General features: G+C 56.0%; 18 protein-coding genes and 1 tRNA gene. 14 read left to right on the plus strand and 5 right to left on the minus strand.

Features of this window, described 5'->3' with window-relative positions:
• Positions 1-3 precede the first annotated feature (3 nt).
• From fimC to sfmF, 4 genes are read left to right on the plus strand one after another with little or no spacing between them, the layout of a single operon-like run.
• Positions 4-696 (plus strand): type 1 fimbria chaperone FimC, encoded by a 693-nt coding sequence (gene fimC / locus AAIR21_RS10335; protein ID WP_020885156.1) that lies wholly within the window; start codon positions 4-6, stop codon positions 694-696.
• 14 nt (positions 697-710) lie between these two features.
• A complete protein-coding gene (locus tag AAIR21_RS10340) occupies positions 711-3,272 on the plus strand; it encodes a fimbrial biogenesis usher protein (protein WP_020885155.1) in 2,562 nt (853 codons plus the stop codon).
• Positions 3,265-4,272, plus strand: coding sequence for a type 1 fimbria D-mannose specific adhesin FimH (gene fimH / locus AAIR21_RS10345; RefSeq protein ID WP_020885154.1), 1,008 nt, complete (start codon positions 3,265-3,267; stop codon positions 4,270-4,272). The genes AAIR21_RS10340 and fimH overlap by 8 nt, the downstream gene beginning before the upstream one ends.
• Before the next feature lie 9 nt (positions 4,273-4,281).
• Positions 4,282-4,806: a fimbria assembly protein gene (gene sfmF, locus AAIR21_RS10350; RefSeq protein ID WP_183516589.1), complete on the plus strand. Its 525-nt coding sequence runs from the start codon at positions 4,282-4,284 to the stop codon at positions 4,804-4,806.
• 51 nt (positions 4,807-4,857) lie between these two features.
• On the opposite strand, the gene fimZ is transcribed toward sfmF, so the two are convergent.
• The 3 genes from fimZ to AAIR21_RS10365 form a co-directional block, all read right to left on the minus strand.
• Positions 4,858-5,490 carry a fimbria biosynthesis transcriptional regulator FimZ gene (gene fimZ / locus AAIR21_RS10355; protein WP_014168952.1) on the minus strand — a complete coding sequence of 211 codons (633 nt, stop codon included), beginning with the start codon at positions 5,488-5,490 and terminating at the stop codon, positions 4,858-4,860.
• Between the two features lie 812 nt (positions 5,491-6,302).
• Positions 6,303-7,019 carry a helix-turn-helix transcriptional regulator gene (locus AAIR21_RS10360; protein ID WP_032677572.1) on the minus strand — a complete coding sequence of 239 codons (717 nt, stop codon included), beginning with the start codon at positions 7,017-7,019 and terminating at the stop codon, positions 6,303-6,305.
• 24 nt (positions 7,020-7,043) lie between these two features.
• Entirely contained in the window at positions 7,044-7,742 is a 699-nt protein-coding gene (locus AAIR21_RS10365) for an EAL domain-containing protein (protein ID WP_078774941.1), read from the minus strand.
• A gap of 278 nt (positions 7,743-8,020) precedes the next feature.
• Here AAIR21_RS10365 and AAIR21_RS10370 point away from each other — a divergent pair.
• The 10 genes from AAIR21_RS10370 (at position 8,021) to AAIR21_RS10415 (ending at position 20,621) form a co-directional block, all read left to right on the plus strand.
• Positions 8,021-8,097 (plus strand) — tRNA-Arg (locus AAIR21_RS10370).
• 330 nt (positions 8,098-8,427) lie between these two features.
• Positions 8,428-9,444: an iron ABC transporter substrate-binding protein gene (locus AAIR21_RS10375; RefSeq protein WP_032677574.1), complete on the plus strand. Its 1,017-nt coding sequence runs from the start codon at positions 8,428-8,430 to the stop codon at positions 9,442-9,444.
• A gap of 24 nt (positions 9,445-9,468) precedes the next feature.
• Positions 9,469-11,043, plus strand: a complete 1,575-nt coding sequence (locus AAIR21_RS10380; protein ID WP_183516588.1) for an ABC transporter permease — start codon at positions 9,469-9,471, stop codon at positions 11,041-11,043.
• A 1-nt stretch (position 11,044) separates the two neighbouring features.
• Complete coding sequence (locus tag AAIR21_RS10385) at positions 11,045-12,085, plus strand: ABC transporter ATP-binding protein (RefSeq protein WP_025204783.1); 1,041 nt, start codon at positions 11,045-11,047, stop codon at positions 12,083-12,085.
• 215 nt (positions 12,086-12,300) lie between these two features.
• Positions 12,301-14,484: a TonB-dependent receptor gene (locus tag AAIR21_RS10390; RefSeq protein ID WP_151887117.1), complete on the plus strand. Its 2,184-nt coding sequence runs from the start codon at positions 12,301-12,303 to the stop codon at positions 14,482-14,484.
• A gap of 102 nt (positions 14,485-14,586) precedes the next feature.
• Positions 14,587-15,975, plus strand: coding sequence for a phenylalanine transporter (gene pheP / locus AAIR21_RS10395; RefSeq protein ID WP_014168959.1), 1,389 nt, complete (start codon positions 14,587-14,589; stop codon positions 15,973-15,975).
• A gap of 184 nt (positions 15,976-16,159) precedes the next feature.
• The gene (locus tag AAIR21_RS10400; protein WP_044867815.1) at positions 16,160-17,398 is read left to right on the plus strand and encodes an MFS transporter; all 1,239 of its coding nucleotides are present in this window, start codon (positions 16,160-16,162) and stop codon (positions 17,396-17,398) included.
• 15 nt (positions 17,399-17,413) lie between these two features.
• Positions 17,414-18,439 (plus strand): sugar phosphate isomerase/epimerase family protein, encoded by a 1,026-nt coding sequence (locus AAIR21_RS10405; protein WP_183516587.1) that lies wholly within the window; start codon positions 17,414-17,416, stop codon positions 18,437-18,439.
• Positions 18,432-19,574, plus strand: a complete 1,143-nt coding sequence (locus AAIR21_RS10410; protein WP_183516586.1) for a Gfo/Idh/MocA family protein — start codon at positions 18,432-18,434, stop codon at positions 19,572-19,574. The genes AAIR21_RS10405 and AAIR21_RS10410 overlap by 8 nt, the downstream gene beginning before the upstream one ends.
• 75 nt (positions 19,575-19,649) lie before the next feature.
• The gene (locus AAIR21_RS10415; RefSeq protein WP_025204778.1) at positions 19,650-20,621 is read left to right on the plus strand and encodes a LacI family DNA-binding transcriptional regulator; all 972 of its coding nucleotides are present in this window, start codon (positions 19,650-19,652) and stop codon (positions 20,619-20,621) included.
• Here AAIR21_RS10415 and AAIR21_RS10420 read toward each other — a convergent pair whose 3' ends face one another.
• Positions 20,622-21,866: a mechanosensitive ion channel family protein gene (locus AAIR21_RS10420; protein WP_014168964.1), complete on the minus strand. Its 1,245-nt coding sequence runs from the start codon at positions 21,864-21,866 to the stop codon at positions 20,622-20,624.
• 66 nt (positions 21,867-21,932) lie between these two features.
• On the minus strand, positions 21,933-23,369 hold the full coding sequence (locus tag AAIR21_RS10425) for an MFS transporter (RefSeq protein ID WP_183516585.1): 1,437 nt from the start codon (positions 23,367-23,369) through the stop codon (positions 21,933-21,935).
• Between the last annotated feature and the right edge of the window lie 79 nt (positions 23,370-23,448).

Genomic DNA, 23,448 nt, shown 5'->3' on the forward strand with positions numbered 1-23,448 from the left:
GTGATGAATACCCTAATTAAACCAGGACTGTTTTTATCGTTAATTTTAATGATGGTTTCTGCATGCGCAAATGCTTCCGGCGGTATTGCGCTGGGGGCCACCCGCGTTATTTATCCGGCAGATGCAAAGCAAACTTCGCTGGCGATCACCAACAGCAATAAACAAGAGCGCTATTTAATCAACGCGTGGATCGAAAATGCGAATGGGCAAAAAGAAAAAACCTTTGCCGTGACCCCGCCGCTGTTTGTCAGCGAGCCGGACAGCGAAAACACGCTGCGCATTATTTATGCCGGGCCCGCGCTGCCTGCCGATCGTGAATCGCTCTTCTACATGAACGTGAAAGCGATCCCGTCCGTGAACAAAGCGAAAACGGAAAACAATAACGTGCTGCAGCTGGCCATCCTGTCGCGGATCAAGCTGTTTGTCCGCCCGACAAATCTGCCGATGCAGCCGGAAGAGGCGCTCTCGCAGCTGCGTTTTGAGCGCGTCGGCAACCACCTCAAAGTCAGTAACGCTTCGCCGTATTACATCACGCTGGTCAATATGAAGCTGGGCGGACAGACGCTGGATAACCTGATGGTTGCGCCTAAAAACTCGGCGCAGCAGGTACTGCCAGCCGCCGCAAGCGGTACGCTCTCCTGGCAGAGCGTGAATGACTACGGTGCCATTACGCCGGCGCGTAGCGTCAACCTGTGAGCAGAGTCAGCGCGATGAATAATCACCAGGGACGTTACTGCCCGGTCGCACTGGCGCTGATGGCAGCGCTCTGGCCACAGGCTGGCTGGAGCGAAAGCTACTTTAACCCGGCCTTCTTGTCCGATGACACCGCCAACGTGGCGGATTTATCGCGTTTTGAACAAGGTCACCAGCAGGCGCCTGGCGTTTATCGCGTGGATATCTGGCGTAACGATGAGTTTATCGCGACGCAGGATGTGCGCTTCGAGCAGGCCGACAATACACCGCCGGTTGCCGGTGGGTTGTCGCCGTGCATTACGCGCGTGATGCTGGAGCGTTTTGGCGTCAATATCGCAGCCTTTCCTGAGCTGGTTAACGTGAAAGGGGAGACCTGTATTCCCCTGGCGAAGGCTATTCCCGGCAGTGAGATCGCGTTCAACTTCGCCTCGCTGCGCCTGAATATCAGCCTGCCACAGGTGGCGATGCAGAACAGCGCACGCGGCTACATTCCGCCCGATCAATGGGATGAAGGGATCCCTGCCGCGCTGGTGAACTACAGCTTTACCGGCAACCGCGGGAGCGAGGACGACAGCTATTATCTGAACCTGCAGAGCGGGCTGAACTATGGCGCGTGGCGTTTACGCAATAATGGCGCATGGCGTTACACGCAGAATAACGGGCAGCGGCACAGCAACTGGCAGAATATTGGCACCTGGGCGCAGCGCACCGTGATCCCGCTGAAAAGCGAGCTGGTGCTGGGCGACAGCAATACCGGTAATGACGTTTTCGACAGCGTGGGTTTTCGCGGCGGGCGGCTCTTCTCGTCTGACAGCATGTACCCGGACAGCCTGCAGGGCTACGCGCCAACCGTTCGCGGCATCGCCCGGACGCCCGCCAAAGTGGTCGTTCGACAAAACGGCTACGTTATCTATCAAAGCTATGTACAGCCTGGCGCCTTTGCCATCACCGATCTCAACCCAACCTCATCAAGCGGTGACCTTGAGGTGACGGTTGAAGAGAAAGATGGCAGCCAGCAGCGCTATACCGTGCCGTATTCCACCGTGCCCCTCCTGCAGCGCGAAGGTCGCTGGAAGTATGACCTGGTGGCCGGGGATTACCGCAGCGGCAACAGCGAACAGGATACGCCATTCTTCACGCAGGGTACGTTGATTACCGGGCTTGGCGACGGCTACACGCTGTACGGCGGTACCCAACTCGCGTCACGTTATACCGCGGTGGCCATCGGGGCTGGGAAAAACCTCGGTGACTGGGGGGCAGTGTCGCTCGATATCACCCATGCCCGCAGCCAGCTCGCGGATGACAGCCGCCATGAAGGGCAGTCGCTGCGTTTCCTCTATGCAAAATCGCTTAACGGATTCGGAACCAACTTCCAGCTGCTGGGCTACCGCTACTCCACAAAAGGGTTCTACACCCTGGACGATGTCGCGTGGCGTTCAATGGAAGGCTACCAGTATGCCGACAACCAGGATGATGACGGTGTGCCGGATGTGGAGAGTTATCACAACCTGACGTGGAATAAAAAAGGGCGCTTCCAGCTCAATATTTCCCAGTCGCTGGGGGATTACGGCTCGGTCTATATCTCCGGTAGCGAACAGACGTACTGGGGCACCGATGAGTCCAACCTCTGGTATCAACTGGGGTACGCGGGCGGCGTGAAGGGCGTCAACTACTCCGTGTCCTGGTCATGGAACAAATCCGTCGGGATAGACGGCACGGACCGAATCGCGTCGTTTAACGTCTCCGTACCGTTCAGCCTCTTTACCCGCCAGGGTTTTCGTCGGGACAGCGCCATTGACCGCGCCTATGCCACGGCGTCAGCCAGCCGTAATAGTGATGGCGACACAAGCTGGCAAACCGGGGTCAGTGGGACGTTGCTGGAAGATCGCAACCTGAACTACAGCGTGACCCAGGGCCACACCAGCAATAACGGCTCAAGCGGAAGCGCCAGCGCGAACTGGCAGGCAACCTACGGCACGCTGGGGGTGGGCTACAACTACGCACGCGACCAGCACGATCTCAACTGGCAGCTCTCCGGCGGCGTGGTCGGCCATGCGGATGGCGTAACCTTCAGCCAGCCGCTGGGTGATACCAACGTTCTGATCAAAGCGCCGGGAGCATCGGGCGTGAGCGTGGAAAACCAGACCGGTGTGAAAACCGACTGGCGTGGCTATGCGGTGATGCCGTATGCCACCGTCTACCGCTATAACCGCGTGGCGCTGGATACCAACACCATGAGCAATAACACCGATATCGAAAATAACGTGAGCAGCGTGGTGCCGACAAAAGGGGCGCTGGTGCGCGCCAGCTTTGATACCCGTATTGGCGTGCGCGCCCTGCTGACCGTCACGCGCGGCAACCAGCCTGTGCCATTCGGTGCTGTGGTGCGTGAAACCCAGAGCGGCGTCACCAGTATGGTGGGCGATGACGGACAGATTTACCTGAGCGGCCTGCCGCTGGAAGGTGAACTGTTGATCCAGTGGGGCAACGGGATGCAATCCCAGTGTCGTGCGCACTACAGCTTGCCAGAAAAGAGCCTGCAACAGGCAATCACACTTAAGGGGATTCGCTGTGAGTAAAATCCATTGCCTGGCTTTATCACTTCTCTCTATTTTGCCCGTGGGGAATGCCTTAGCCACCGTGTGTGTGAATGAAAAGGGCGTCCCTACGGAGGTGCATTACGACCTGACGGATAAATTTAACAGTTCGAATAACCAGATCGGACAGGTGGTGACGCTCAGCGAGAAATCGCAGTGGGTGGGGGTGAATGCCGTCTGCCCGAAGGGCACCACCGGAAACACGACCAAACGTAGTTATGTTACCGATTACCCGGTCACGGGAACGAGTGATGGCTATCAGTACCTGAAGCTAAACGACTATCTGGATGGGGCAATGAAAATTACGGACAGCTTTGCTGGCGTATTTTATCCGCCAAAAAGTTACATCCAGATGGGGAGTCACCCGAACGTCTCTAAAAACAAACCGTTTGGCGTTCAGGATTCCAGCCTCGTCTTTCGCCTTAAAGTGACACGACGGTTTATAAATATGGTGGTGATCCCGCGGGCGACCATGTTCCGCGTCTATGTCACCACTACCTCTTCTGATCCGTTAACCTCGCCGGTCTACACCATCAGCTACAGCGGGACCATTCAGGTGCCGCAAAGCTGCGCCATCAATGCGGGGAATATCGTGGAGTTTGACTTCGGCGATATCGGGGCCTCCCTGTTCAGCAAGGCCGGGGCGGGTAACAAACCGGAGGGGGTAACCGCGCAAAGCAAAACCATCGCCATCAAATGCACCAACGTGGAAGCGAACGCAATGCTGACGATGCGCGTTGAGGCAGAAAAGGTCTCCAGCAACGCGGTGGTGTCGGATAACCCCGATGTGGGGTTTGTGATTGCCAACGAAAGCGGTACCCCGCTAACACCCAACAACCTGACCAGCAAAATTCCGTTCCGGCTCGACGACAGTGCGCAGGCGCAGGTGGGGATCCGGGTCTGGCCGGTCAGCGTGACGGGGAATAAGCCTGCGGAAGGCCGTTTTACGTCGCGGGGTTATCTGCGTGTGGATTACGATTAAGGGGAAGAGATGCGGAACCGGAACTGGCATTTCGCCGCGATGACACTGATGATGCTTCACGCCAGCGCGCAGGCAGCCACTGCGCTGGGGGAGATCAATATTCAGATGTACGGCAACATTGTTGATTTTACCTGTGTGGCCGAGGGCAGCGATAGCGACAAGACCGTCACGCTGGGAACCTGGCCCACGAAACAGCTCAGCACCACGGGAAGCCGCACGCAGCCCATGGCGTTTACGCTGAAGCTGACCGGCTGTCCGCCAGGTGCGGCGTCCATCACGTTTTCGGGTAAAGCCGACGGAAGCAATAACGGGTTACTGGCGCTCAATGACGCCAGTACGGCAAGCAACGTTGCCGTCGAGATCAGGGATGCGGATAAAACGCGTCTGGCACTTCAGCAGGCCAGCCAGCCGGTAGCGGTTGATGCGCAGGGAAATGCGACATTGTCATTTTATGCCAATTATATTGCCACTGCTGATAACCCTCAGCCCGGACGGGCTGATGCTGATGCCACCTTCATGATTAATTATAATTAGCGCTGACCGCACTCCCTGCAGCTCGGATAAGCTGCAGGGAGTGAATTCAGGTTATAGCAGTTCGTGTGCTTTGGCATAATCAATTAATTCAACGATGCTTTGCACACCCAGCTTGGAATAAATATTGGATTTATGTGCGCTGATGGTTTTGTTGCTTAATAGCAACTGCTCTGCAATCTCCTTATTGGATAAACCATTTGCCAGGTAACGTAATACCGTCACCTCACGATTCGATAATGGCATATCCGCGACCATCCCTTTCCCCGAACCCAAATGGTTTATAAAATTCAACGTTTCCGACGGGAAAAAAGAATAGCCCATCAGGATCATTTCAACGGCGTTGTAGATCTCGCCCAAATCTTTTCGTTTACTGACAAAACCATTTGCCCCGGCGCGAATGGCGCGTCCCGCGTAAAAAGACTCGGATTTTGAAGAGAGGAACAGGACCTTGATGTCTTTATTTAAGTTTCTGATTCTCTTCAGTAAAGCGAAGCCATCTGTGCCCGTAAGTTCGATGTCCAGGATCACCAGATCGATAGGGTGGTTACGGATACAGTCAAGGACTTCATGGCTGTCGCCAGACTTGAGTTTGACTGTGATGTTTTTATTTTTCTGTAGCAGGACTTCTATCGACATTCTGACGATAGGGTGTTCGTCCATAATGATAACGGATGCCGGTTTCATTTTTAATGCCTCAGACTGTTAAAAGCGTTATGCCGAGTTTGGTTAAAACTCTCGAAATGCCGGAAGGATAAATGTGCAGATCCTTATACCGTAGTATTTCCCTGGAAAGAGCGAAAGCATCCTTGTTAACGTAGTGAAGAAATCTATGCCTCAGCGCGGTCATCTCATTTGGCTGGTGTTGGCAAAAAGGTTTTTCTTATTCATATTTGATACGCGTCTTATTATACCGTGTAAGTTTTTTCCGAAAACCCTGTAAATTACCCCTCGCTTATTACTTTGTATTATCTTCTGGATCCGAATAGCTATTTTTTTAAAATTAGATTAAATATCCTGTTATCCCATTTACCACATCTTTTGATCTTTATGTAATAACAAAAAATGACATATCACACTGTATGTTGATCAAATGTTAACAAATCGAAGGCCGTTTTCAGGGGCTGAAAGCGGGATCGGATGGCGAAAAAGTGTTCACAGAGGGCACCAGACCTTCGTTTGAAAGTGATCGGGTCGCCGCCGGAAAGGGCACCCGTCGTACAGCAGAACATACTACAGACTTCGCTTTCGACTGCCAGGCAGTCTCGCCGAGCCGCTTGTTTTTACATCATTATCGTCTTATTAACTCCTTTATCAAACACTTAACGCACGGAGGAAAGTACTGCAGATTATTCATTCTGTGACATTTCACATGGTTTAAGCCCGTAAATTAGGAATAGTTATAAAATTGAAATTATTGTTAAAATTTAACAAATAAGTAACATGATTGATAAGTAAATTCCTAAAGGTCTTTAGGAAATAAGGGCTTAGTGGGTGGGTTAGAAGGTGCAGTCTGAGAGGTTATTGAGAAGGTGCAGCAGTTCCTGGCGATGGGTCAGACCCAGTTTCAACAGAATGCAGCTGAGACGATAGATAATGCGGCTATAGGGGCGATTCTGCATCAACGCTATCTGGCGAAGGGTCTTCCCCCGCGATAACTCCTGCAAAATAGGCCATTCGGTGCGGGAGAACCAGTCTTTATCGCAGCCCTGGGGAGGGCTGGTATCCATCAGGCTGTGCTGGAAAGCAGACGGCGTCAGTTGACGTTCGAGTACGTGAAAAGGGCCCGCCGCTTTGCAGAACAGGCGAGTATCGTAATTATCCGCCCTGACTAACAGATAGGGCGTCAGAAAAGGGGGATAGAGGCTATGCCTTCTGAGCTGATCCAGCTTGTCGATCAGCGCAGTGGAGCGGCTTTCAATATCCACCACCAGACGGGCGGATGGCCACTGGGCCAGGGCGCTAAACGCATCCTCCAGCGTAGGATAGTCGCAACAGCTGCTCAGGGGAAATTGGCCGTTGAGAAAACCGGTGCGCAGAAAATGATCCTCCGTCACCAGAATGATAAACGGAGCGTCTGTTTTGCGGGGCTGGCTGATGGACTGGCTCAAAAATTCGAGCCGGTCGAAGAAGGGGGGAGCAAAAGGCGAGCGCGTAAATCCCAGTGCATCACTTCCTGTACGCCGCCGCCGGTAACGGCGCACTGTCATTCGCATGGACTCCCCCCTGGAAATGGCTTTTTAATCCTCCGGCCATGTCCAGGACGGCCAGTAATAGCCCTGGCCGAGTTCTGCGCCTGCCTGCAGTGCCCAGGTACAATCCTGCTCAGTCTCAATACCTTCAATAAGCACTTTCCCGGCAAGCTGAAAGCACCGGGACACCAGTTGCCGTAGCGCGGGCGTGGCGCGTAGACGCCAGAATGCATCCTTATCGATTTTTACGCCGCTTAACGGTAACCGGCAGGATAAAAAGGGCGGGATGAGTGTTTCATCAATGTCATCCAGCCAGATACCGTGACCTTGTCTTATGAGCTGCAACAGGCTCCGGGTAACGGCCTGCCTCTGCGCGGCTGACAGCGTTAAAAAAGCACTGGGGTCGACAAGTTCAATATTCAGCGGCGGACATTTTATCCGGCTAAGCCGCTGAAAAGCGTCGGGCTCTGTCAGGACGGTTATCGGCAGATTAATGAAAAAATTATTACAGTGCGGGGTATTTTTTAACGCGGTGAGCTGTGCTTCAAGCAGCGTTATCGACCAGTCTGCAGACTGAAGGCGGAAAAAGGCTTCGCTATGCTGCGTTTCAGACAGGACGCTAAGGACCTCCACGCCGACCCTGCGTAAAGAGGAGAGGGCGACGATGGGCTCAAGTTTGATGCCGACGATGTCCTGAGAAAGGTACTGTAACCGGGGGGGCGTATAGGTCAGGTTTTGCGCTGTCACTCCATGGTCCTGTTGTCTGTCAGCCTCCAGGCGGCCGGGATACCTCACACTAGTGTGACGAGCTGACGCTCAGGAAAACAGCAGGCGTTACTTAAATGCAACTAAGCCTTTTCGCAGCGCGAAATTCTACGACGGAAAAGCGATGAATGTTGAAAAAACAGCCGTATTTACAATCGGCTAGCGGTAATTGCCCCTGAAAGCCGAAAAGGCATTGACTCACCTGTCATTGACCGTATAATTCCAGGCGTTTCACCACCGCGAAGTTCACTCTTCTCAGTGCGCCCTTAGCTCAGTTGGATAGAGCAACGGCCTTCTAAGCCGTAGGTCGTAGGTTCGAATCCTACAGGGCGTGCCATTTACTGCCTTCACCCTTTTTCGCTTCCACTCTCCCGTTTTACGCTAAATACACGTTTATGCCGATCTCATTCTGTCGATTAAATAATCGGGAAATAAATAGAACGCTAATGAATATTTGTTATTTTTCCAGCCTAAGGTTTTCTTAATCTTTATTTCATCCATTTTTATAATCTGGATTTTTATCATATTTATCCGCTGTATAAGAATATTTTACACTTTTACGACTAAACTTGATTGATACTAATTATCATTAGCGTTTTTGTATGCTTTAATCCTGTCCCACAACGCTATGCGTGGTAAATCACCCTGGTCTATAAAGGATATGTTCATGAATTCTCGCCTGTTGTCATGCTTCTCGCTTGCCTTGTTGTCTTCATCTCTTTTCCTTTCCACACAGGCACTTGCCGCTGATAACAACGAAGGTATCGTTGTTTATAACGCGCAGCATGAAAATCTGGTGAAGGCGTGGGTTGACGGTTTTACCAAAGAAACGGGTATTAAGGTGACGCTGCGTAATGGCGATGACAGCGAGCTGGGTAACCAGCTGGTTCAGGAAGGCACGGCATCACCTGCAGACGTGTTTCTGACGGAAAACTCGCCTTCAATGGTTCTGGTGGATAATGCCAAACTGTTCGCGCCACTGGATGCAGAGACCCTGAAGCAGGTGCCTGCGGAATTTCGTCCTGCGCACGGCCGCTGGATCGGGATTGCTGCGCGTAGCACGGTGTTTGTCTATAACCCGGAAAAATTGAGCGAACAGCAATTGCCAACATCGCTGATGGATCTGGCGAAACCTGAGTGGAAAGGCCGCTGGGCGGCATCGCCGTCAGGCGCGGATTTCCAGGCGATCGTGAGTGCGATGCTGGCCCTGAAAGGCGAGCAGGCTACCCTTGAGTGGCTGAAGGCGATGAAAACCAATTTTGTGGCCTACAAAGGTAACAGCACCGTGATGAAAGCCGTTAACGCCGGCCAGATTGATGGCGGTGTGATTTATCACTACTACCGTTTTGTCGATCAGTCCAAAACGGGTGAAAACAGCAAAAACACCCAACTCTACTACTTCAAACATCAGGATCCGGGTGCCTTTGTCAGCCTTTCCGGCGGTGGCGTACTGGCGTCCAGCAAACACAAAGAACAGGCTCAGGCATTCATCAAGTGGATCACCGGTAAAGAAGGTCAGGAGAGCCTGCGCACCAACAACGCGTTTGAATATGCGGTTGGCGTGAACGCGGCCTCTAACCCGAAACTGGTTCCGCTGAAAGATCTGGATGCGCCGAAAGTGGAACCTTCAACGCTTAACAGCAAAAAAGTTATCGAGCTGATGACGCAAGCCGGCCTGCTGTGATCCTGAGAGTTAAGTGAACGCCTTATGTCTGGTCTGAGTCTCGACATCGGAAAAAACAGGATGCAGGAGCCTGCCCGCAGGCGACCTGCGCTGCCGATGGTTGCGTTAGCTGTCTTATTTTCATTAATGGCGCTTCTGCCTCTGGGTTTTATCATTGCCATTGGCATTGAGACGGGCTGGGAGACCATTAAGACGCTGGTGTTCCGCCCGCGTGTTGCTGAGCTGCTCAGCAACACGCTATGGCTGACGGCCTTAGCGGTTCCGCTTTGTATTGTGACCGGCGTGGCGATAGCCTGGCTCACGGAGCGTACCCGGCTGGCCGGGCGGGGAATATGGTCTGCGCTGGCGGTCGCCCCGCTGGCAATCCCCGCGTTTGTACAAAGCTATGCCTGGGTGAGCGTCGTCCCCTCCCTGCACGGTCTTTCCGCGGGAGTATTCCTCTCTGTTTTAGCCTACTACCCGTTTATCTACATGCCGGTTGCCGCGGTACTGCGCCGCCTCGACCCGACCCTTGAAGATGTGGCCGCGTCGCTCGGCACGCCGCCGTGGCGGGTCTTTTTCCGCGTAGTGTTGCCGCAGCTCAAGCTTGCTATCTGCGGCGGGGCGCTGCTGGTCGCGCTGCACCTGCTGGCGGAATACGGCCTGTACGTGATGATCCGCTTTGATACGTTCACCACCGCGATTTATGACCAGTTTCAGTCTACCTTCAGCGGCCCGGCAGCCAATATGCTGGCGGGCGTGCTGGCCTTATGCTGTCTGGCCATCTTAATGCTGGAAGGGGTGACGCGCGGAAAAGCACGCTATGCGCGCATCGGCGGCGGGGCCGCACGTGAACAGAAACGCTGGCCGCTGAAGCCGGTCGCGGCCACGCTGGGCCAGCTGTTTTTCCTCACGCTGATCGTGCTGGCGCTGGGCGTACCGTTAATTGTGCTGTGTCGCTGGGTCTGGCTGGGCGGTATTGAGAACTGGATGAGCGCGGACCTCTGGCACTCCCTGCGCCAGACGCTCATACTCGGCGTGGGTGGGGCACTGCTGACCACGGCCTGCGTGATCCCCATTGCGTGGCTTGGTATCCGTTATCCGCACCGCGTCTTCCGGATGCTGGAAGGGTGTATCTACATCACCAGCTCGCTGCCGGGGATTGTGACCGCTCTCGCGCTGGTAACGGTGACGATTCATTACGCCCGCCCCATTTATCAGACGGAAATTACGCTGTTCCTCGCCTATCTGCTGATGTTTATGCCCCGCGCGCTCATCAACCTGCGGGCCGGGATTGCACAGGCGCCGGTAGAGCTGGAAAACGTGGCGCGTAGCCTTGGCAGCACGCCTGCGAAGGCGCTGTGGAGCGTCACCATGCGGCTGGCCGCGCCGGGTGCCGCCGCGGGGGCTGCGCTTGTTTTCCTCGGCGTCAGCAACGAACTGACCGCCACGCTGCTGCTCTCCCCGCTGGGAACACGCACGCTTTCCACCGGTTTCTGGGCGCTGACCAGTGAGATCGATTATGTTGCCGCCGCACCGTACGCGATGCTGATGATCCTGATTTCACTCCCGCTGACCGCCATCCTCTACGTGCAGTCGAAAAAAATTGCAGGACTATGACATGCTTGAATTAACGTCTATTTCTAAATCCTTTTCCGGTGTGCAGGTGCTCGACAGCTTAAACCTGAGCGTTGCGCCGGGGAGCCGGACGGCGATAGTCGGGCCGTCCGGGTCAGGGAAAACGACGCTGCTGCGCATTCTTGCCGGCTTCGAAACGCCGGACGCCGGGCGGATAGTGATGCAGGGCCGAACGCTGTTTGACGAAAACAGCTTCGTTCCCGCCCATCTGCGCGGCATCGGCTTTGTTCCCCAGGAGGGGGCGTTATTCCCGCATCTCAGCGTTGCAGACAACATTGCCTGGGGGCTGGACGGCACGCGCCACGAAAAGCGCCAGCGCGTAGAGGCGCTGATGGAGATGGTGTCGCTGGACAGGCAGCTCGCGACCCACTGGCCGCATGAGATTTCTGGCGGACAGCAGCAGCGTGTGGCGCTCGCCCGCGCGCTGGCTCAGCGTCCTTCATTGATGCTGCTGGATGAGCCGTTCTCGGCGCTCGATACCGGTCTTCGCGCCATGACCCGCAAAGCGACCGCTGACCTGCTGGCGGAAGCGGGCGTTGCCTCGATTCTGGTGACGCACGATCAAAACGAAGCATTATCTTTTGCCACCCAGGTGGCAGTAATGCGTTCCGGGCGCTTTACCCAGGTGGGTACCCCGTATGACGTCTACACTCAGCCCGTTGATGAAGAGACCGCGCTGTTTCTGGGCGACGCGGTGATCCTGCCCGCTCAGCTTACCGCCGGCCATGCGGTGTGCGCGCTGGGTGAGATACCCACCAACAATACGCATGCCACCGGGCAGGGCCGGGTCATGATGCGCCCTGAACAACTGCGCGTGACGGCGTGCGCGCCGCATGAAAGCCCGGTGTCGATAATTGATGTCGATTTTACCGGTCATTTGTCCACGCTCACCCTGGCGTTTGCCGGGCATCAGGAGCCTGTTGTTCTGAAGACTGTAAGCCAGCCTGGCTGGAATCCGGGTACGGCTGTGCGTATTGATGTTGCGGGAACCGCCCGCGTTTTATCGTTCTCCCGCCGCGCCTGAAAGACCGTCCCGGAAACGGGGCGGTTATGCCACGCTATCCCGTCCATACGTCCTCCTGCTTTCCCGCGCCTGTTAACCGATTTTCTCACGCAGTGACGTGCGTTTACGCTTGCCAACAATCATGTAATGCGTATAGTTCTCATTTGCATTGCACTTGATTACATTCTAAGGCCCGACAACGGGCCCTTTTTGCGCGCACGTTTAATGAGTTAATTATGAACAACACGAAAAGGCATAAAACGCTGCTGGCTCTCGCCATTGGCGCGGTCACGCACTCCGCCCTGGCGGCGGATGAAAAGAAAGAAGACACCCTGATTGTCCAGTCTGCGCCTGCCAGCGATTTTAAACCCGGCGGCGACCAGCTTGTGCCGGCGTTCCTTGACGGGCAGGTGGCGAACGGTGGACGCATGGGGATGCTGGGGCAGCAGAACGCCATGGACGTGCCGTTTAATATCATCAGCTACACCTCGAAGCTGGTAGAAGATCAGCAGGCGAAAACCATTGCTGATGTGGTCGCTAACGACGCGGGGGTGCAGTACGTTCAGGGTTACGGCAACAGCGCCGAAACCTTCCGTATCCGTGGCCTGAAGTTTGACGGAGATGACATGACCTTCGGCGGCCTGTCCGGCGTTCTGCCGCGTCAGGTGGTGGATGCGCAGATGGTCGACCGCATTGAGATTTTTAAAGGGGCAAACGCCCTGATGAACGGCGCGGCAAGTTCAGGCGTGGGGGGAATGATTAACCTTGAGCCGAAACACGCGGATGAAACGCCGCAGGCAAAAGTGGGCGTCGATTACACCTCCGATTCCCAGTTTGGCACTACGCTGGATGCGGGCCGTCGCTATGGCGACAACGACCAGTTTGGCGCGCGCGTGAACCTCGTCCATCGCGAAGGGGAAAGCGGGGTGCCCAACGATCGCCGCCGCACTACGCTGCTCTCCACCGGCCTCGACTACAAAGGCGACAATTTCCGCACCTCGCTGGATGTGGGGTATCAGAAGAAAACCTTCCATGGCAGCCCGACCAGCGTCAATATCTCCGCCGTGGATTTCGTGCCTGAACCGCCGAAAAACGATCGCAACTTCTCGCAGAAATGGGCCTACAGTAACATCGAAAATGAATTCGGGATGTGGCGCAGCGAGTACGACATTACCGATAACTGGACGGCCTATACCGGCCTCGGCGCACAGCACGCTCACGAAGAAGGGATTTATAGCGCGCCGAAGCTGCTGGATAAAAGCGGTAAGGCGACGGTCAGCCGTCTTGATACCAACCGCATCAGCGATTCCGTCAGCGGGATGGCGGGTATTCGCGGTAACTTTGCTACCGGCTTCGTAACGCATAAAGTCAACGTCGGTTACTCCGCGATGACCAAAAACGAAAAAATCGGCTGGAAAATGTCGTCGGCGGCGGATAACCCAACCGCCAATATCTACCACAATACCGGTGTGGATATGCCGGATAGCTCCAGTTTCAACGGCTTAGGCGGAAATTACAGCGATCCGCTCACCAGCGGGCGTACCCGGACGCAGGGCTGGCTGTTGAGTGATACGCTGGGCGTGCTGGACGACAAACTGCTGTTTACCGCCGGGGCGCGTCATCAGAAGGTGGTCATTCGCGGATACAACAAAATTACCGGGCAGGAAAATAAAGCAGACGGTTTCGACGGCAGCCGCTGGATGCCTACCTACGGCGTGGTTTACAAGCCGTGGGAGGCGATCTCCCTGTATGCCAACCACACCGAAGCGCTGCAGCCGGGTCAATCAGCCCCTAACACCGCCACCAACTACGGGCAGAGCACCGGCATCGTTCACTCTAAGCAGAACGAAGTGGGCGTGAAGGCGGATTTTGGTCGCGTGGGCGGCTCCCTGGCGCTGTTTGAGATCAAAATGCCGTCGGCGATCCTCAACAGCAACGGTCATTATGGTCTTGATGCCGAGCAGCGTAACCGCGGCGTGGAGCTGAATGTGTTCGGTGAGCCCCTGCTGGGCGTCCGTCTGAACGCTAGCGCTACCTGGCTGCAGGCGGAGCTGACCAAAACCAACAACGGCCTCAACCAGGGTAACGATGCGATTGGCGTTCCGAATTTCTATGCCGTTCTGGGCGCAGAGTATGACATCAAACCGATTGATGGCCTGACCGCTACCGCGCGCGTGAACCACTCCGGCACGCAATATGCGGACCTGGCGAACACCAAAAAGCTGGACAGCTACACCACGCTGGATCTGGGTATGCGTTATCGCTTCGCCGTTAACCACAATCAAAATCAGATGACGGTGCGTGCGGGTATCGACAACGTGACCAATGAAAACTACTGGTCCAGCGTGGATGATTCAGGTACCTACATCACCCAGGGCGAACCGCGTACCTTTAAAGTCTCGGTGGGCTACGCATTCTGAGAACGCCGCTCGTTATCCGGGGCAGGGATGCCCCATTCCCTTGCTACCACCAGCCTGAAGTGTTAAAACGTGCCCCTTCTAAAAAAGAGACAGGGGTAGGGCGTGAAAGACGCGTCATCCGCTTCAGGCACCGGTAGCGCTGAAGCTTCGTCGGAACAGAATCCGACGCTGCAACGTGGTTTGCAAAATCGACATATACAGTTAATTGCCCTCGGTGGGGCTATCGGTACCGGGCTGTTTCTCGGCATCGGCCCGGCCATTCAGATGGCGGGGCCGGCGGTATTGCTGGGTTATGCCCTCGCCGGGATTATCGCCTTCCTGATCATGCGCCAGCTCGGCGAGATGGTCGTCGAAGAGCCTGTGTCAGGCTCGTTCGCGCACTTTGCGTATAAATACTGGGGCCCGTTTGCGGGGTTCCTCTCCGGCTGGAACTACTGGGTGATGTTTGTGCTGGTGGGGATGGCAGAGCTGACCGCCGCTGGCATCTACATGCAGTACTGGCTCCCGGATGTGCCCACCTGGATTTGGGCGGCGGCCTTCTTCATTATCATCAATGCCATCAACCTTGTGAACGTCCGTTTGTACGGTGAAACCGAGTTCTGGTTTGCGCTCATCAAGGTGCTGGCGATTATCGGCATGATTGGTTTTGGCCTGTGGTTGCTGTTCTCAGGTCACGGCGGTGAGCGTGCCACGATCGACAACCTGTGGCAGCACGGGGGGTTCCTGGCGACCGGCTGGAAGGGGCTTATCCTTTCGCTGGCAGTGATCATGTTCTCTTTCGGCGGGCTGGAGCTGATTGGTATCACCGCCGCTGAAGCGCGCGACCCGCATAAAAGCATTCCGAAAGCGGTCAACCAGGTGGTGTACCGTATTCTGCTGTTCTACATCGGTTCGCTGGTGGTATTGCTCGCGCTCTATCCCTGGGTTGAGGTGAAATCAAACAGCAGTCCGTTTGTGATGATTTTCCACGATCTCAACAGCAATGTGGTGGCCTCAGCGTTGAACTTCGTTATTCTGGTGGCGTCACTTTCGGTCTATAACAGCGGCGTCTACTCCAACAGTCGAATGCTGTTTGGCCTCTCCGTGCAGGGGAATGCGCCGAAGTTCTTAACCCGCGTCAGCCGTCGCGGCGTGCCGGTGAATTCTCTGCTGTTGTCCGGTGCGATCACCTCTTTGGTGGTGGTGATCAACTACCTGCTGCCAAAAGAGGCGTTTGGCCTGCTGATGGCGCTGGTGGTTGCCACCCTGCTGCTGAACTGGATCATGATCTGCCTGGCGCACCTGCGTTTTCGTGCCGCGATGCGTCGTAAGGGACGTGAGACGCAGTTTAAAGCGCTGCTTTATCCGGCAGGAAACTATCTCTGCATCGCTTTCCTCGGGTTGATCCTTGTGCTGATGTGCACCATGGACGACATGCGCCTTTCCGCGATGTTGCTCCCGGTGTGGGTCATCTTCCTGTTTGTGGCATTTAAACTTTCCCGCAAGCAATAATGCATGCCGTCCTCTCCCGGTGGGAGAGGGCGAGCTATCCGGTTTCCCATCCCAACGCGATAAACCTCTTTATCGTGACCCCTCTCCCAAATCTCTCCTGATCCACAGGATCTTTATTTTGTAATCGATTACTTTTCATTTGAGGGTATTTGTAATCGATTACTTTTCTAGGGTGAGGCTCATTATGGTGTCAACAACTGAAAGTAGTGGAAAGGTGATAGCGCAGCACCGGCTGCTGGTTCCGCGTCTGTCGCTGATGATGTTTCTGCAGTTTTTTATCTGGGGTAGCTGGTCGGTCACGCTGGGTCTGGTGATGACCCAGCACAACATGTCGTTGCTGATTGGCGATGCGTTCTCCGCTGGGCCCATCGCCTCTATTTTGTCGCCGTTCGTGCTCGGGATGCTGGTGGATCGCTTCTTCGCCTCGCAGAAGGTGATGGCGGTAATGCACCTGGCGGGCGCGGCTATCCTGTGGTTCGTTCCGGGGGCGCTGATCGCTGAAAATGGTGCGCTGCTGATCGGCCTGCTGTTTGGCTACACGCTTTGCTATATGCCGACGCTGGCCTTAACGAACAACATCGCGTTTCACAGCCTGGCAAACGTCGATAAAACCTTCCCGGTGGTGCGCGTGTTCGGCACTATCGGCTGGATTGTCGCGGGGATCTTTATCGGCGTTACCGGCGTGGCCTCCAGCGTCACGATCTTCCAGGTTGCGGCGGCGAGCTCCGTGCTGCTGGCGCTCTACAGCCTGACGTTGCCGCACACGCCCGCCCCGGCAAAAGGGCTGCCGGTCCAGATTCGCGATCTGTTCTGCGCTGATGCGTTTGCCCTGCTGAAAACCCGCCACTTCCTGGTCTTTTCCGTCTGCGCAATGCTGATTTCCGTGCCGCTTGGCACCTACTACGCTTACACCGCCTCATACCTGGCGGATGCCGGGATTGCTGATGTCAGCACCGCGATGTCGTTCGGCCAGATGTCAGAGATTGTCTTCATGCTGGTGATCCCGCTGCTTTTCCGCCGTCTGGGCGTGAAAGTCATGCTGCTGGTCGGCATGCTGGCGTGGTTTGTCCGTTACGCGATGTTTGCCATGGGGGTGAGTGAGGAGGGACGTTTCCTGCTCTATCTCGGCATCCTGCTGCACGGTGTGTGCTATGACTTCTTCTTTGTGGTGGGCTTTATCTATACCGACCGCGTGGCGGGCGAAAAGGTGAAAGGCCAGGCGCAGAGCATGATCGTGATGTTCACCTATGGCATCGGCATGCTGCTTGGTTCGCAGATTTCTGGCGCGCTGTATAACCGTCTGGTGGCGGGACAGGCCGTGCCGCAGGCGTGGGTCACCTTCTGGTGGATCCCGGCGGTGGCGGCAGCGGTGATTGCGCTGATTTTCCTTCTCACGTTCAAATATGACGATGACAAGGCGTAACGTTCAGGAGGTGGTATGAGAACGATTAAGGGACCCGGTATTTTCCTGTCGCAGTTTATCAGCGCAGAAGCGCCGTTTAACTCGCTGGATGGGCTGGCAGGCTGGGCAGCAGGTAAGGGCTACAAAGCCGTGCAGATCCCCTGCAATCATCCGCACATTTTTGACGTGGAGAAAGCGGCTGTGAGCCAGGCCTACTGTGACGACATTACCGGCACGCTGGCGGAGCACGGGCTGGCGATCAGCGAGCTGTCGACCCATCTGGAAGGGCAGCTTATTGCGGTGAACCCGGTCTACGGCGACGCGTTTGACCATTTCGCGCCGGCAGGCGTGAGGGGTAACGACGCGGCTCGTCGGGCGTGGGCGACCAGCAAACTCAATCAGGCGGCGGCGGCCTCCGCAAAATTAGGCCTGACAGCGCACGCCACTTTTTCTGGATCGCTGGCGTGGCCATTTTTCTACCCGTGGCCGCCGCACAACGCGCAGCGTTTTCAGGACGCTTTCCAGACGCTGGCAACCCGCTGGCGGCCCATTCTGGACACCTTTGATGAGCACGGCGTCGATGTCTGTTATGAGCTGCATCCGGGGGAAGACCTGCATGACGGCGTGACGTTTGAGCGTTTTCTGGCGCTGGTGGACAATCACCCGCGCTGCAATATTCTCTACGATCCCAGCCATATGCTGCTTCAGCAGATGGACTACCTGACGTTTATCGATCTCTACCATGCGCGCATTAAAGCGTTTCACGTCAAAGATGCAGAGTTTCGTCCCAACGGGCGCAGCGGCGTATACGGTGGCTACCAGCCGTGGCTTCATCGCGCGGGTCGCTTCCGGTCGCCGGGCGACGGGCAGATCGACTTCACCGGTATTTTCAGCAAACTGACCCAGTACGACTACGAGGGCTGGGCAGTGCTGGAGTGGGAGTGCTGTCTTAAGGATGGCGATACCGGTGCCCGCGAAGGCAGCGAATTTATCCGTCGTCATATCATTCCGGTATCCGGGCGCGCGTTTGACGATTTCGCCGCGGGAGGCAGCCATGATTAACGTCGGGATCGTCGGCAGCGGCTTTATCGGCCCGGCGCACATTGAGGCGCTGCGGCGTCTCGGCAGTGTGCAGGTGGTCGCCCTGTGCGACAGCTCGCTTTCACAAGCGCAGGAAAAGGCGCGCCAGCTGAATGTGCCCCATGCTTACGGGAACGTTGAGGCACTGCTCGCCCATCCGGATCTGCACGTGGTGCATAACTGCACGCCAAACCATCTGCACGCAGAGATTAACCGCCAGATTTTGCGGGCGGGTAAGCATGTTTTTTCCGAAAAGCCGCTGTGTATGACCCCGGAAGAGGCCCGCGAGCTGGTGGCTCTGGCTGAGCAGGCGGGCGTGGTACACGGCGTCAGCTTTGTCTATCGCCAGTTTGCGATGGTGCGTCAGGCGGCCAGCATGAAGCGCGAGGGCAGTCTCGGTCGGCTGTTTGCCACGCATGGCAGCTACCTGCAGGACTGGATGCTGCTGGAAACCGACTACAACTGGCGGGTGGATGCCACGCTGGGCGGTGCGTCGCGCGCGGTGGCGGATATTGGCTCCCACTGGTGCGACACGGTGCAGTTTGTGACCGGGCGGCGGATCACCGACGTGATGGCCGATCTCGCCATCGTCTGGCCAACGCGCAAGGCCAGTGCGGCGGGAAACCGGACCTTCACGGATGATCGCAGCGCGAACGATGAAGACAAACCGGTCACCACCGAAGATTTTGGCTCGGTGCTGGTGCGCTTCGACGATGGCAGCAAAGGCAGTTTTAACGTCTCGCAGGTCAGCGCCGGGCGCAAAAATCGGCTGACGTTTGAAGTTAACGGCAGCGAACGGTCCGTGGCGTGGGATCAGGAGGTGCCGCAGCAACTCTGGATCGGCCATCGCGCGCAGGCAAACCAGACCCTCTCCGACGATCCAAACCTGATGAACCGTGACGTGGCCGAAAGCGCCCATTTTCCCGGCGGACATATCGAAGGCTGGCCTGATGCCTTTAAAAATATGATGGCGCAATTTTACCGCGCCGTGATGCAGGGGGAGATGCCGGCACAGCCGCTGTTTGCGACGTTCCATGACGGCGCGAACGTCATGTATATCATTGATGCGATAGTGAAAAGTCATCAGCAGCAGCGCTGGGTGCGCGTTGCCTATTGACGCGTTGCCCGGTTCGCCGGGCAACGAATTTATGGTAGCCTGCATAAAACGTTAACCGCAGGAAATGCCGTCGCTATGTCCATTCAGAAAATCGCTCAGCTTGCCGGGGTGTCCGTGGCAACGGTCTCTCGCGTGCTTAACAACAGCGATACCGTGAAAGCGAAAAACCGCGAACGCGTCCTGCAGGCGATCAAAGAGAGTAATTACCAGCCCAACCTGCTGGCGCGCCAGCTGCGGACTGCCCGCAGCTATATGATTCTGGTAATGGTGTCGAACATCGCTAACCCGTTCTGCGCCGAAGTGGTGAAAGGCATTGAAGAGGAAGCCGAAAAGAACGGCTACCGCATTCTGCTGTGCAACTCCGGCTCTGACATTGAACGCTCGCGTTCGGGGCTGAGTTTGCTGTCCGGTAAAATTGTCGACGGCATTATCACCATGGATGCCTTCTCAAAGCTTCCTGAACTGGCTGCCCTGATTGGCGCTGCGCCGTGGGTGCAGTGCGCCGAATACGCCGATGCCGGTGCGGTCTCCTGCGTCGGGATTAACGATGTGGACGCCTCGCAGCATGCCGTCAGCCAGCTTGCCGACGGCGGGCGCGGGCGGATCGCGATGATTAACCACGACCTGAGTTATAAATATGCCCGCCTGCGCGAGCGTGGCTATAAGAGCGTTATCCACCTGAAAGATCTGGCTTACCAGGCGGTGGAATACGCCAGCGATCTCAGCTTCGGCGCCGGAATGGCGGCGATGCAAAATCTGCTGAAGGAAAACCCGCCGGACGCGGTCTTTGCCGTTTCCGATACCCTGGCGGCAGGCGCATTGCATGCGATCCAGCAGGCGGGATTACGCGTGCCTGAAGACATTGCGGTAGTCGGGTTTGACGGTACGGAACTGGCGGAGATGATTTCGCTCACCACCATCGAACAGCCGTCTCGGGATATTGGGCGCAAGGCGGTCGATTTGTTGTTGAATAAAATCGATAACCCGGATGCGCCCACGGAAAGAGTGATGATGGACTGGCGCTTTATCTCCCGCGCCAGCGCCTGATTATTTCGCTATTACGCCAGCCAGCGAGCGAATATCGTTTCCGGTCGGAGACTGATGAATACGCAGACCAAATTCATCCACCACGGCGAATATATGGTCGAAAATATCGGCCTGAATCGCCTCATATTCCGCCCAGACGACCGTGTTAGTGAACGCGTATATTTCAACTGGCAGCCCGTTAGCTTCTGGCGCTAACTGGCGAACCATCAGCGTCATATCTTTACGGATCCGCGGGTGATTACGCAGATATTCATTTAAATAGGCGCGGAAGGTTCCAATATTGGTCATTTTGCGCAGGTTCAGCACCGATTCGCCTTCACCGTTTTCCTGATTCCAGAGCGAAATTTCTTCGTGACGCGCCGCCATGTACGGCTTAAGCAGCTTCGCCTGAATCAGCTGCTGTTGCTCCTGCTCGTCGAGGAAGTGGATGCTGGTGGTGTCTATATTCAGGCTACGCTTGATGCGTCGCCCGCCGGAGGCCGACATGCCGCTCCAGTTGATAAAGGCATCAGAGACCAGCGCCCAGGTCGGAATGGTGGTGATGGTGTTGTCGAAGTTGCGCACCTTGACGGTGGTCAGGCCGATGTCTGTGACCGTGCCGTTGGCTCCGTATTTTGGCATCTCCAGCCAGTCACCGAGTTTAAGCATGTCATTGGCGGAGAGCTGGATCCCGGCGACAAGCCCGAGGATCGGGTCTTTAAACACCAGCATTAACACCGCAGCCATGGCGCCCAGGCCGCTAATCAGAATGGCTGGCGACTGACCAATCAGCAGCGAGATAATTAAAATCCCCACCAGAATAGCGCTCACCAGTTTTATCCCCTGGAAGATGCCCTTCAGCGGGAGCTGCGAGGCTGTCGCCATCTTTTGCGAAAGATTGAAAATGACGTCCAGCAGCGAGAAGAACGAGAGCAGGGCATACACCATCACCCACAACTTTGCGCAGGTGGTGAGCATTTCCGCGGCTTCGCTGCCTTTTTGCAGCCACAGTACCGCCTGAACGTTGACAATAATCCCCTGCAGGGTAAAGGCGACACGGTGAAATAACTTGTTCTGGGTAATGATTTGCAACCATAAATGGCTGCTGGCCTGCGCGCGCTTCTCAAAGGCCCGCAGGACCACTTTGTGCAGAATAAAATGAACGATGAGTGCGGTAAGAAAAATAATACCAAAGATAATCACTAAAGAGGTGGTGTGATTAATTTCAATGCCTAACTCTTCAACCTGAGCAATTAATTCCTGCATAACGTCTCCTGTATTGATGCAGCCCCATAATGGCGGCTGCGGATCTATTATGCAAATTCGTCAGGGTTATTTGACGGCGTGGCAGGTCGTCACCACCGGCAGGCACAGGTGATGGCGAACCCGCAGCGTCGCCAGCGCGAGGATCACCATCAGGCCAGTTTCCACCGCGAGGAAGAGGGTGATCGCCTGGGTGTAATCTCCGTGATGATTTTGCAGACCGTGCAGCAAAATCGCGCCAAAGATGGCCGGGCCGAGTCCAAGCGCCGCCTGCTGCAGCGTGCTCAAAATGGCGCTCGCCGCCCCGGCGTCATCAGACTGAATATCGCGCATGCCAATACGATAAAAACTGTTCACGATCAGCGCCTGACCGTAGCCGACCAGCCCGGTCGCGGGTGCCAGCGTCAGCGCGGTATTGTGCATTCCCCAGAGGCGGAAGGTGACAATCAGCGCCAGCAGGCCCGCTATCTGGATCGCCAGACCGGTCAGCAGAATGGTACTGGTGCTGTAGCGGGCAATCAGACGCGGGGCAAACCACGCTGAAATAAAGTAGGTAACACCCAGGGCGATAAAACTGTTGCCAGACTGCCACGGCGCCATCCCCAGACCGGTCTGCATGGTTAACGCCATGCAGAACATAAAGCCGGACCAGACGCTAAAAAAGAGCAACGCAATCAGCACGCCAAAGCGGATACTGCGCAACTGCAGCAGGCGCGGCGGGATCAGCGGATGCGCATCGTCCCGCTCTTTTTTGCGGGCGTTGAGGGCCATCAACCCGGCAAGCGGGATAATGGCGATAAGCGCGACCTTAAGCGGCCAGGACCAGTGCCACTGCGGGCCAAGCGCCATCGGGAACAGCAGGCAGCAGAGGATGATCGCCAGCAGGACGGTGCCCGTCCAGTCAATGCTTGATGGCGTGTCGCGGCGGGTCTCCGGCACGTAACGGCGGCTCATGGCCAGCACCACCAGACAAATTGGCACGTTGATAAAGAAGGCGTTACGCCAGCCGAGGCCGGCAATGTCCGCCGATACCAGCCAGCCTCCGCCCATCTGGCCGACGATAAACGCGATGCCGCCGATGCCGCCAAAGAGGCTGATGGCCTTCGCGTGGGCCGTGCCTTTCAGCGTTACGTGCAGGGTGGCGAGAATTTGCGGCATGATCAGCGCCGCGCCAGCCCCCTGAAGAATACGGGCGCACAGCAGTTGTTCAATGTTGCCTGCCATTCCGCACAGCAGCGAGGCCAGGCCAAAGCTCGCCACGCCCCACATGAAAAGACGACGGCGGCCAAGGTTATCCCCCAGCTTGCTGCCGAGGGCAAGGCAGACGGCAAAGGCCACACCGTAGAGGGCAACAATTAATTCCAGCTCGGTGGCCGTAGCGTGCAGCGAATGGGTGATAGCATCCAGCGCCACGTTGGTGATTGAGGTATCAATCAGCGGCAGCATCTGGCCGGTTAACAGCAATATCAGGCCTGCGCGGCCCGGTGAAACGACTGACGTATTCATGGTAACTCCATTGCGTCATTCAACAGATGGTCGTAGCATCAACGATCTGATAAACGGGTACCAGTTCTTGCTTATACTG

The organism is Enterobacter sp. PTB (assembly GCF_051130085.1).
Classification (GTDB): Bacteria; Pseudomonadota; Gammaproteobacteria; order Enterobacterales; family Enterobacteriaceae; genus Enterobacter; species Enterobacter ludwigii.

Bases quoted from the DNA above. Each gene is read 5' to 3' on its own strand.
- AAIR21_RS10420 (WP_014168964.1), bottom strand. From the start codon at position 21,866: ATGCAGGAATTAATTGCTCAGGTTGAAGAGTTAGGCATTGAAATTAAT.
- AAIR21_RS10415 (WP_025204778.1), top strand. From the start codon at position 19,650: ATGTCCATTCAGAAAATCGCTCAGCTTGCCGGGGTGTCCGTGGCAACG.
- fimZ (WP_014168952.1), bottom strand. From the start codon at position 5,490: ATGAAACCGGCATCCGTTATCATTATGGACGAACACCCTATCGTCAGA.
- AAIR21_RS10425 (WP_183516585.1), bottom strand. From the start codon at position 23,369: ATGAATACGTCAGTCGTTTCACCGGGCCGCGCAGGCCTGATATTGCTG.
- AAIR21_RS10385 (WP_025204783.1), top strand. From the start codon at position 11,045: ATGCTTGAATTAACGTCTATTTCTAAATCCTTTTCCGGTGTGCAGGTG.
- fimC (WP_020885156.1), top strand. From the start codon at position 4: ATGAATACCCTAATTAAACCAGGACTGTTTTTATCGTTAATTTTAATG.
- AAIR21_RS10390 (WP_151887117.1), top strand. From the start codon at position 12,301: ATGAACAACACGAAAAGGCATAAAACGCTGCTGGCTCTCGCCATTGGC.
- AAIR21_RS10405 (WP_183516587.1), top strand. From the start codon at position 17,414: ATGAGAACGATTAAGGGACCCGGTATTTTCCTGTCGCAGTTTATCAGC.
- AAIR21_RS10375 (WP_032677574.1), top strand. From the start codon at position 8,428: ATGAATTCTCGCCTGTTGTCATGCTTCTCGCTTGCCTTGTTGTCTTCA.
- AAIR21_RS10340 (WP_020885155.1), top strand. From the start codon at position 711: ATGAATAATCACCAGGGACGTTACTGCCCGGTCGCACTGGCGCTGATG.
- sfmF (WP_183516589.1), top strand. From the start codon at position 4,282: ATGCGGAACCGGAACTGGCATTTCGCCGCGATGACACTGATGATGCTT.
- AAIR21_RS10410 (WP_183516586.1), top strand. From the start codon at position 18,432: ATGATTAACGTCGGGATCGTCGGCAGCGGCTTTATCGGCCCGGCGCAC.
- AAIR21_RS10400 (WP_044867815.1), top strand. From the start codon at position 16,160: ATGGTGTCAACAACTGAAAGTAGTGGAAAGGTGATAGCGCAGCACCGG.
- AAIR21_RS10380 (WP_183516588.1), top strand. From the start codon at position 9,469: ATGTCTGGTCTGAGTCTCGACATCGGAAAAAACAGGATGCAGGAGCCT.
- AAIR21_RS10360 (WP_032677572.1), bottom strand. From the start codon at position 7,019: ATGCGAATGACAGTGCGCCGTTACCGGCGGCGGCGTACAGGAAGTGAT.